Origin of the sequence: Nocardia speluncae NBRC 108251, from assembly GCF_001613245.1 — a bacterium.
GTDB classification, from domain to species: Bacteria; Actinomycetota; Actinomycetes; order Mycobacteriales; family Mycobacteriaceae; genus Nocardia; species Nocardia speluncae.
This window is the reverse complement of the sequence record NZ_BDBZ01000007.1, coordinates 525,225-535,307: the sequence shown is the minus strand read 5'-3', so window position 1 is coordinate 535,307 and position 10,083 is coordinate 525,225. Positions and strand designations below refer to the sequence as shown.

The window sequence follows — 10,083 nt, the reverse complement described above, 5'->3', positions numbered from 1 at the left end:
GGCGGCGCAGGCCGGCGCCGAACGCCACCCCGCGTCCGCGGATGCGGGCACCACCGCGGCGGCCGGCCCGGTCGACGAGTACGCCGAACAAGCCGCAAACGGGTCGCTCATGGCGGCCGCGGGCACGCTGCTCGGCGGCGGCACCGCCGACGATATCGCCGATACGCTGCTGGCCGGCATACCGAAGGCGGCGCATATGGGCCGGCAGGGCTACGCACTCGTCCTCGGCCGGGGATTGGCGAAGGCGGGCTCACTCGTACTGGACCCGGGGGTGCTGCGCCGGCTCGACCGGGTCCGGGTGGTCGTCATCGACGGCGCGGCCCTGCGTGGCGATACCCGGGCAGTACTCGAGGTCGAGGTCTCGGCGCCGGGATGGCAGCGGGGACGGGTCTTCGAGATTGCCGATGCCCTGCTGCACGGTGAGCGCATCCCCGCGTCCGCATCCGAGATCGGTTTGGACAGTGCCGCGCTGCGGTGGCACGAACCTCCGCCGTCGCCGGTGCCCGGGACCGACCGGGCCGACCTGCTCGCGGACGGCGCGGTGGTCGCCACCGTGACTATCGGGTGGGAGCTCGACCCCTGCGCCGTTCCGCTCATCGAGACCGCCCGGCGTACCGGTGCGCGGGTGGTGCTGCGCAATGTGGCCGGTACCGAGGAACTCGGCGCCACCGTCACCACCGCCCACGATCCGAGTACCGGCCTGCTCGACCTGGTCCGGGAATTGCGGGCCGACCGCGGCCCCGTACTGCTGATCTCGTCGTTGCATCCGGACGCCGACGCGGTGGATACCCTGGCCGCCCTGGCGCTCGCCGATATCGGCGTCGCCGTCGACGATCCTGCGGCCGCGGCACCGTGGACCGCCGACCTCGTCACCGGCACCGACCTGGCCGACGCCGTCCGGGTGCTCGCGGCCGTCGTGGCCGCGGGCCCGGCGATCGACACCGCGGTACGGCTGGCCAAGGCGGGCAGCACCCTGGCGGGCCTGCTCGTGGTCACCGGGGAAACCGGGCGGCGCGGCCGGCCAGGGCTGGGCCGGTGGCTCGCTCCGGTCGACGCCGCGGGCGCCGCCGCCTGGATCCTGTGCGGGCTGGCCGCGCAACGAGTGGTGCGATCACCGGCCCCTCCACCGCAACCGCTCACCGCCTGGCACGCCCTCGACCCCGCGATCGTGTACGCACGAGTCCTTCGTGGCCGGCGGTCACCGACTTCGAACCCCGCACCGAACCGGCGCCGCCGGACCGCCGCCTTGTCGCACAACGTGGTGGCCGAACGACTGCGTGCACCCACGGCACTACTGGGGCGGCTGGCCGGGGCGGCCCGCCGGGAACTGAGCGATCCGCTCACACCCGTTCTCGCCATCGGCGCCGCGGCCGCCGCGATCCTGGGCAGCAATGTCGATGCGCTGCTGGTAGCGGGCGTGATGAGCGTCAACGCATTGGTCAGCGGTATCCAGCGGCTGCGCGCCGAGGCCGCCGCGGCGGCCCTGTTCGCCGAACAGGAACAGACTGTCCGCCGGGTCGTCGTGCCGAAAGCAGCCACCGCGAACCGGCTGGAAGCGGCCCGGACCTCGGGCCGGTTCACGGCCGTCTCCGCGATCCGGTTGCGGCCCGGTGACGTCCTCGAACTGCGGGCGCCGGAGGTGGTACCGGCCGATGCCCGGCTGCTGGTCGCCGAGGATCTCGAGGTCGACGAGTCGTCGATGACCGGAGAGTCGGTACCGGTGCTCAAACACGTCGAGCCGGTGGCCGGTGCCGCCGCCGAACGCGCCAGCATGCTGTTCCAGGGCAGCACGGTAGTCGCCGGGCGGGCCCGGGCGATCGTCGTGGCCACCGGCCCGGCCACGGTCGCCAATCGCGCAATCTCCACGGTGTCCGGCGTGGCACCCGCCACCGGGGTCCAGGGCAGGCTGCGCGACCTCACCGGCCGGGTGCTGCCGCTCACGCTGGCCGGCGGCGCGGTGGTCACCGGTTTGTCGCTGATCCGCCGGGGACCGCTACGCGGGGCGGTGGCCGACGGGGTGGCCATCGCCGTGGCAGCGGTTCCGGAAGGACTACCGCTGGTAGCGACCATGGCCCAGCTGGCTGCCGCCCGCCGACTGTCGAAACTGGGGGTACTGGTCCGGGCGCCCCGGGCGCTCGAGGCCATCGGCCGCGTCGACACCGTCTGCTTCGACAAGACGGGCACATTGACCCTGAACCGGCTCGCCGTTGTGACGGCGGTGCCACCGGATTTCCCACCGGGGGGCAACTATCCGGCGATCACCGACCCGCAGGCTGCCGCGGTGGTGCGGGCCGCCGGGTGGGCGTGCCCCCGCCCGCACACGGGTGAGGGACACACGCATGCCACGGACGAGGCCGTCCTCACCGCGGCCGCCCACGAGCCGGGTAGTGGTCCCGAGCCGATCGTGATCGCCGAGCTGCCCTTCGAATCCTGCCGCGGCTACGCGGCCGCGGTCATCGCCGACGGCAACGGTGGGCCCGGCACCCCGGCACGGTTGGTGCTCAAGGGTGCCCCGGAGGTGATCGTGCCGCGCTGCCGGTTCGACAGCGGATCCGGCGGCCGGACCGCGGCGGACGCTCTCGTCCATGATCTGGCGGATCGGGGTCTGCGGGTGCTCGCCGTCGCCCAGTGCGAACTCGGCTCGGTGGAGAAAGGGGCACGTTTCGATCAGGACCGGATCGAAGAACTGGCGACCGAACTGACCATCACCGGGTACGTCGGTCTCGCCGATACCGTCCGCGATTCGGCGCGCCCTCTGCTACAGCAGCTGGCCGACGCCCACTGCGCCGTCGCATTGATCACCGGGGATCACCCGGTCACCGCCCGCGCCATCGCGCGCCAACTCGGTTTCCCGGCCGACACCCGGGTCGTCACCGGTGCCGAACTGGCAGTCCTCGACGAAAACGACCGTGCCGAACTGGCGGCCTCGGCACAGGTTTTCGCGCGGGTCGGCCCGGAACAGAAAGTACAGGTGATCACGGCCCTGCAGCAGTGCGGGCGAGTGGTCGCCATGGTCGGCGACGGCGCCAACGACGCCGCGGCGATCCGGATGGCCGATGCCGGTATCGGGGTGACAGGACGTGGTTCCTCACCCGCCCGCGAAGCCGCCGATCTGGTCCTGACCGGCGACAACCTCACCGCACTGCTCGACGCTCTCGTCGAGGGCCGCAATATGTGGATCAGTATCCGTGATGCCCTGACCCTGTTACTCGGGGGCAATGCGGGCGAAGTGGTCTTCACCATCCTCGGTACCGCCCTCGGCCGCGGCGGCGCCCCGGTGAGCACCCGCCAGCTCCTGCTGGTCAACCTCCTCACGGATATGTTCCCGGCGCTCGCCATCGCCGTGTCACCGCCGAGCCCCTCGGCCACGGTGGCACCGACCGCGACCGGTACGGGACATCCGGATTCGGTCCTGTCCGCACCGGCTCCTTCGCTGGGCCGTCCACTGGTCGAGGCGATAGTCCGTCGTGGTGCGGCCACCGCCGCCGCGGCGACCATGGCGTGGGCGATCGGCCGCTGGACGCCGGGTACCCGGCGCCGCTCCGCGACCATGGGGTTGACGGCTCTGGTCGGTGCCCAGCTCGCTCAGACACTACTGCTGCGGCACGACGATCCGCTCGTGGTGGCCACCGCGGTCGGAAGTGCGGCGGTGCTCGTGGCCGTCGTCGAGATACCCGGCATCAGCCAGTTCTTCGGGTGCACGCCGCTGGGTCCGGTGGCCTGGGCCGGTGTGCTCACGGCGGTCACCGCCGCCACCGCGCTGGTCGTGCTCTCCCCGGCGTGGTTCACCCGGCGCACCGAGGAGCTGATCGCCCGTGTCGAACCGTTGCCTTCTACCTCTGCGGGCGCCATCATCGATCACGTCCACGCTCGCTGTCAGGCCCCTCCGTCGCCCGCGGAGGCGGCCCGGAACCGTTAGTTCTCGACGACGAGAGGATCGTGTCCCATGCCTTCATCCAGCAAAGCGAACAGTACCGGCCGTACCGCTGCCACCGGCACCGGCGAATCGGCCCCTGACAAGACCGCCGCTCCCCGGGAGAAACCGGACAGCCGACCGGCCGCCACCGAGACCGCACCCGCGGCCACGCTGACACTGCCCTTCCTCGACGCCAGAGTCGCGATCCCTGAAAAGGGCATCATGATGAAAGCAGGGCCGGTCGAGCTGTCCCTGCCCACCCGCTATCTCTACTACGGTGGGATCGGTGCGCTCGCCGTGGTGGGAGCGGTCGAATGGCCTATCGCCGGGGCCCTCGCGGCGACCGGGTTGATCATCGGCCGCCTGCGCAAATCCGCCCCCGAGCCCGAGACCGTGGGCGCCACCGCGTCCGCGACGTAGCACAGCCGGAGCGAGACGCTCGTGGTCTCCCCCGGCGCCAAGCCTTTTGTGGATCTGTGGCTTCAGCGAGAGCTACATGTGGACGCCGCGGGGTAGTGGCCTATCGGGCCGGGGTTGCGGCAGTTCTGCGCCGGCACCGGGTCGGCCGGCGCATCCGACGTCGGAGTAAGGACTCGATCCGCTGGCAACTACGTCCGGCCCCCGGCCCGAGTCCCGCGCTGCGCCCCGAATCCGGGCACCACCGCGGCCGCGACGAAAGGTCCGGGCCCATCGGCGGGGACAGTGGACGAGCCGCACGATCGGAAAAGGCCGACTGGCAATGGAACTGCCTGGCGAGGACCACGCGATGACCGGTAGCCCGGGGCCCGACAACCACGCCGCAACATTCGGCGGGCCTTCGGTCACATGCTTGCACTGCCCCGAATACCGACCGCCACGCTGCCGAACCCCCTCACCACACCCACTCCGATCATCGGACGGTCGGTGCAGGTACCGGCCTTGACGACCCTCATTGCCGTCCTCGTTGGAGGGGCACTGCTCGGCCTTGTCGGGGCGCTGATGGCGATCCCGGTCGCGACAGCCAACTGAATCGGGTTCGGGTCACCTGGCCCGTACCCGGCGGACGCGGCAGCCGAGTGCTCCGGACGCTCCCCGGCTCCCACGACACGCCGTGCGGGCGCAGCAGTCGCCTGGATACGGCACTCGCGGAACAAACTGATCGGTGTCGAACCATACGGCTGCCGCAGTCCTGTGCGCACTGCTCGCCGCGCTGCTGTTCGCGGTCGCCGCGGTCGCGCAGCAGCGGGCGGCCGCCGCGGTGCCGGAAGAAGCGGCGCTGATCGGATCCCTGGTGCGCAACCCGCGCTGGTGGGCGGGCCTCATCGGGGACATCGGCGGATACGCCCTGCAGGTCGCGGCGCTGGCGCTGGGCGCCGTGCTACTGGTGCAGCCGATCCTGGTGAGCGCGCTGGTGTTCGCGCTGCCGCTATCTGCGCGGCTCAACAACCGCCGAGTCCCGCCGGGCACCTGGGCGACTGCGCTCGCGCTGGCTGCGGCCCTGGCCTGCTTTCTGATCGTCGGCGACCCGACCAAGGGCAATACCGATGCGCCGCTGCGTGATTGGCTCGTGCCGCTGGCGGTGCTGCTCGGGCTGATCGCGGCGGCGACCGCAGGCGGGATCGTAGCGGCGGATCCGGCACGGCGCGCGCTGTTGCTCGGCGCGGCGAGCGGTTCGCTGTACGGCCTGGCCGCCGCCCTCACCTCCTATGTCACCGGCCTGTTCGAGCACGGAGTCGGCCACGTGCTCGGCGCCTGGCAGACCTGGGCGCTGGTCGCGTCCGGTGTCACCGGCGTCTACCTACAGCAACGCGCGTATCAGGCCGGGCCGCTGCCCGCGTCGTTACCGGCCGTCATGATCGCCGAGCCCCTGGCGGCTGCGTTCCTCGGTCTCACCGTGCTGGACGAGCGGTTCCGCACCGGCACCGTGGGCTTGGTCATCACCTCGCTCGCGGTCGTCGTCATGTGCGCCACCACGATCACGCTGTCCCGCTCCCAGGCCGCCACCTGACGAGTACCTGGCGGCTGCGCCACTACCGCGGCGACGATGGCCGCGATGTTGTCGCGAGCGAACTGGACCGCCGGCCCCTGGTGACAAACGTCCTTCCCTTCAGCACGTAGACGAGAACGGTAAAAGACACTCCCCCAACGCTTCTCGTCCAATAAGGTGGAGCGGGCGGGTTTCGTCGACGACAGGGTGGGTGTCATGGTTCGCAGCAATGAGGAGACTCGCCGGCAAGCTCGGATCCTCCAGTACTGGCGGTCTGTGGAGTACTTCAGCCCACCGTCCGGGATCGAGCGCCCCGGGTATGGCAAGGACACGGTGAAAGCCCTCCGCGGGCAGCAACTGCCGTGGGCCGGGCAGCAGCGGCCCCCGGGCACGAACAAGGTGTGGCGTTACACCGTCTACGCCGGGATATTCGAAGTGGAGCGGGTGCGTACCGCGCTCGGATCGATATTGGCCCCCGATCAGCAGGAGCACGATCTGGGCGGGCGTGTCCGGGGCGATGGAGCATTGCTGAGTCTGACCCTCGACGAGAACGGCAAGCTGTTCAAGGACAGCGTGACCCTGTCATCGTGTGCCTGGGCTGTCGGCCGGACCATCGGCACGCCGGGACCGGATGCCGATAACTGGCTCGATGGATTCGAGGAGGAGGAAAAGCGAATCCTGAACGTCCTGTTCGATATCGGTGACGGGCGGGTGCGTATCGACTCGTCCGGTTCCGTCGAATCACGGGGTAGCCGGGCTGCCCGCTTGATCGCCGGCCTGGGCGCCCGTGTGGCGATCGATGCCGCAACCGGCGGGATAACCGCCATCCCCGGTCTGATCGGGTCTGCCGTGGAATCACATCTCGGCAAGAACGCGGCCACGATCGCGGAATCGATGGCGGGTTCGGTGGCCGGTGATGCTGTCGGCTCCCTGGAGGCCCGTCGGGACCGCATCGGTCAGAACCCTGAGGAGCGCGATGGATCTTCGACCTCGGAAGATACCGGTGCATCAACGCAGGAAGCGCTGGGTAGAAAGTCTCTCGAACTCGTAGACCTGGTCGCCCTCACCCGGTGGGTGTCCGAACAGCTCGGTGTGGACGAGACGTTGGAGCCGGACGACATCTGGATCAAGCCGTATCCGGTGTCCCTGCGTCATGCGGACGAAGTATCCGGCGACGAGCTGATCAACAGCTTCTACGCCGAAGACCTGAACCGGGTGGCCGGCGAACTGCTGTCCGGCAACGCAGGGCAGGCCGTACAGGACTACTTGGCTTCCGACGGAACCGTAGAATCCGTTCGACGGCTGGATGTGCGGATGGATCCGGCGCGGGTGCTGAAGGACCTGCACCCGGCCGTCATCCCGAACGGGCGTTGGCCGGGCCGCCCTGATCAGCCGCTGGTATCTAGCCAGCAGTTCGCGATCAACAACATCATGCGCAAGCTCTCCGATCCGGACGCTCGTGGCCTGTACGCGGTCAACGGACCCCCGGGAACCGGTAAGACGACCCTGCTCCGGGATCTGATCGCGGCGATCGTCGTCCAGCGTGCGGAGGTACTCGCCGGTCTTCCGGGCCCTCGATCGGCCTTCCGGCCCAGCTCGGAAGCAGTGAAATGGCAGGATCCGGAGAAGCCGCAGTATTCTCTCAGGATCGTTCCGCTCATCGAGGAGCTGACCGGTTTCGAGATCGTGATCGCCTCCTCGAACAACGGTGCTGTCGAGAACATCACGCTGGAAGTGCCCACCGAGACATCGATCGACACCGAATCGTTCCCGGACGCCGATTACCTCTCCGGTGCAGCGACCCTACTCGCCGGCGAACCGTGCTGGGGTGCGGTTGCCGCACGCCTGGGCAAGCGAGCCAACCGCTCGGGTTTCGTCGATCTCTTCTGGTGGGGCAAGGAACAGGGGCTTCATCCCACCCTGCGGGAGTACATCGACGGTTCGGCCGCCGGAGGGACCCCCTCCTGGGGAGACGCCAAGCAGCGATTCCGGGACGCTGTGGCCGAAGTAGAACGGCTCAGAACCGAACGTGAGGCGGTCGCCGGCCTCTACCAGATGTGCTCCGGCCCAGACGCGACACTGACCGATCTTCGTGCGGGAGCGGCCGCCTGGCGGCGTGAGTGCGGGCAGCTCGAAACCCGACGAGACGGACTGCTGGGCTCGCTCGCAGCGCACAATGATGCCCATTCTCAAAACTTGGCAGTAGTTGCCGACAGGCGTGGTGCACTGTCCGCCGTGGAGGTGAGGGCCCGCAGAGCCGGGAGGCAGCTCGCACAGCTGGAAGAGCACTGCCACCAGCATGCCGAAGAACGACCCGCCTGGTGGAAGCGGCTCTTCGTGCGAGCCGCCGACCAGCGGTGGCAACGCGAGCACACGGCGTATCAGCAAGCAGTGACACAATCGAGGGAGAGCGTGCAGGCCACGCGCTCGGAGCAACAAGAACGCGAGATCGCGCTGAATACTGCTGTTGAGCAGACGACTTTGTCGGAGGAGCAAGTAGCCATTGCTCGGCAGCAGGTGCAGGACTGCGAGCGCCGGTTGCAGCAATGCCAGGCGAAAATCGCTGAAGCCGATGACATGGCGCAAACCCGTGTGATGGAGCTGCAAAACGCGGCAGTCGAGCTGGAACAGGAACGTCTTCGCCGTCCGGGCCACGTCCCCGGCCCGGAGTGGACAGCCCCGCCGGAAGACCGTTCCGCAATGGAGACACGAGAGCAGACAGCACCGTGGATGGACCCGGAGTTCGCTCGCGCCCGTTCAGAAGTTCTCCTTGCCGCGCTCGACCTGCACCGGGCAACTCTGTTCGCCGAACCCGATCTGGTTTGGCGGAACATGCGCGCCGTTACCGACATCGTCCGCGGAGACTCCCCGGACAACCTTCCAGAAGGCACACTGCTTGCCGGTTGGCAGATGCTGTTCTTCGTCGTCCCGGCCGTATCGACAACCTTCGCCTCATTGCCGACCATGTTCGCCGGACTCGGCCGGGAAAGCATCGGCTGGCTGGTAATCGACGAAGCCGGCCAGGCCACACCACAAGCCGCAGTCGGTGGTCTGTGGCGTAGCCGCCGCGCTGTGATCGTCGGGGACCCACGACAGCTCGAACCGGTGGTGACCCTCCCGATGCCCGGTCAAAAACTCCTGGCAAACCACTTCGATGTCGATATCTACTGGGCACCGCAGTCGAATTCGGCGCAGTCCCTGGCAGACCGGGCGACGCCAGTGGGAACCTGGCTGCCCGGACTCGACGAACTCGAAAACGTCTGGATCGGTTCACCTCTTCGGGTGCACCGCCGCTGCGACCAACTGATGTTCGAAGTCAGCAATGCCATCGCCTACGACGGAATGATGGTCAACGGCGTCAACGGCCGCACCGAATTCCCGCTCGCCCGCAATAACCTCTGGATCGACGTCCAGGCCCCTGCTGACGGTCGCAAATGGAACCCGGAGGAGGGCAAACAGCTGGTATCGGTGCTGGAAAAGCTCCATGCCCGGATATCCGAGTCGATGATCGACGAACTGGCCGGCATCCGAGAAGAATCGACCGACCGCGACGCGCTACCCGCCTGGGCACAGGATCCACACGAAAAGCAAGCCGAAGCCCGCCGCCGGCTCGCCGACTCGATATTCATCGTCAGTCCCTTCCGCGAAGTTATCACCGAAACCTCGCGCTACCTCCGGAGAAACAACTTCACAATCCCTCCTTCCCGCTGCGGTACTATCCACACCACCCAGGGCAAAGAAGCCGACATCGTCATCATGGTTCTCGGCTCCGCCACCGACCAGCGCCGCGCACGCGCCTGGGCCTCCGCCACTCCGAACCTCCTGAACGTCGCTATCACCCGCACCCGCCGCTGCCTGATAGTGATCGGCGACTACGAGAACTGGTCCAAACTCAGAAACTTCGCCGAACTGGCCGGACACAACGACGGACTACTACGAAGGTGGAACCCCACCGCAACAGTAGAAGTAGAAGCCACAGGAATCGACCAGCAGTTGCCGTGACCACATCAATGCTGCCCACGGAACGTGCATCCTTCTTTGCCGGTCGACCGAGTTTTCCTGAGACTTTCCGCGCCGGGCGTGATGAGGATGTCGAGCGGGGTCCATCGAGACTTGTCGTGCCGGACGTCGCTCGGCCGGGGAGGCCCTCAGACGCATCAGGGGCGCTTCCGGCGGGACCGATATCGGTTACTTCCGAGCT

At 68.5% G+C, this 10,083-nt stretch carries 4 protein-coding genes and 1 pseudogene; all 5 read left to right on the top strand.

Going from position 1 to position 10,083, the window contains the following annotated elements; translation table 11 throughout:
* Positions 1 to 3,793: pseudogene (locus NS6_RS11875) on the top strand (cation-translocating P-type ATPase); the annotation flags it as partial.
* A 153-nt stretch (positions 3,794 to 3,946) separates the two neighbouring features.
* Entirely contained in the window at positions 3,947 to 4,336 is a 390-nt protein-coding gene (locus NS6_RS11870) for a hypothetical protein (RefSeq protein ID WP_068040512.1), read from the top strand.
* Positions 4,337 to 4,741: 405 nt separating this feature from the next.
* The gene (locus NS6_RS11865; RefSeq protein ID WP_068040510.1) at positions 4,742 to 4,924 is read left to right on the top strand and encodes a hypothetical protein; all 183 of its coding nucleotides are present in this window, start codon (positions 4,742 to 4,744) and stop codon (positions 4,922 to 4,924) included.
* Positions 4,925 to 5,057: 133 nt separating this feature from the next.
* Complete coding sequence (locus NS6_RS11860; protein WP_068040508.1) at positions 5,058 to 5,903, top strand: DMT family transporter; 846 nt, start codon at positions 5,058 to 5,060, stop codon at positions 5,901 to 5,903.
* 195 nt (positions 5,904 to 6,098) lie between these two features.
* The gene (locus NS6_RS11855; RefSeq protein ID WP_157112706.1) at positions 6,099 to 9,884 is read left to right on the top strand and encodes a DEAD/DEAH box helicase; all 3,786 of its coding nucleotides are present in this window, start codon (positions 6,099 to 6,101) and stop codon (positions 9,882 to 9,884) included.
* The last annotated feature ends 199 nt before the right edge of the window (positions 9,885 to 10,083 follow it).